Raw genomic sequence first — 475 nt, forward strand, 5'->3', positions numbered from 1 at the left:
TTAGAAAAAATCTACCATTTATCGGATAGTTTAAGAAAAATATACAATCAAAATATAACAAAATCCGTTGCCATGTTGAAGTTGGCTCATTGGTTTAAGGATGTTGAAGAGTCGGGTTTTAAATCATTTTCTACACTAAAGAATACCATTATAAATCATTACAACGATATTCTCAATTATTTTGAAGCAAGAAGCACCAATGCTGCTGCGGAATCTTTTAATGCGAAAATTAAAAACTTCAGACTACAACTTCGAGGGGTAAAAGACAGAACTTTCTTTCTATTCAGATTAACTAAACTTTTTGCATAGCCCCCAAGTTTTGGCTATGATCCGCCATACCGGCATTTACTAATCACAGTTTAAAGAAATAAAAAGAGTATCACAAAAACTGCAATACTCTTTACAATAGTAGCGGGAACCGGACTCGAACCGATGACCTTCGGGTTATGAGCCCGACGAGCTACCTACTAGATCG

General features: G+C 35.6%; 1 protein-coding gene. It reads left to right on the top strand.

The genetic code is table 11. The features are described from left to right. Positions 1-309, top strand: a 309-nt coding sequence (locus B0E34_RS19175; protein ID WP_087712091.1) for a transposase, incomplete at its 5' end; no start/stop codon positions are given. Positions 310-475 lie beyond the last annotated feature (166 nt).

This window comes from Chryseobacterium mucoviscidosis, assembly GCF_002177115.1.
GTDB lineage: Bacteria > Bacteroidota > Bacteroidia > Flavobacteriales > Weeksellaceae > Chryseobacterium > Chryseobacterium mucoviscidosis.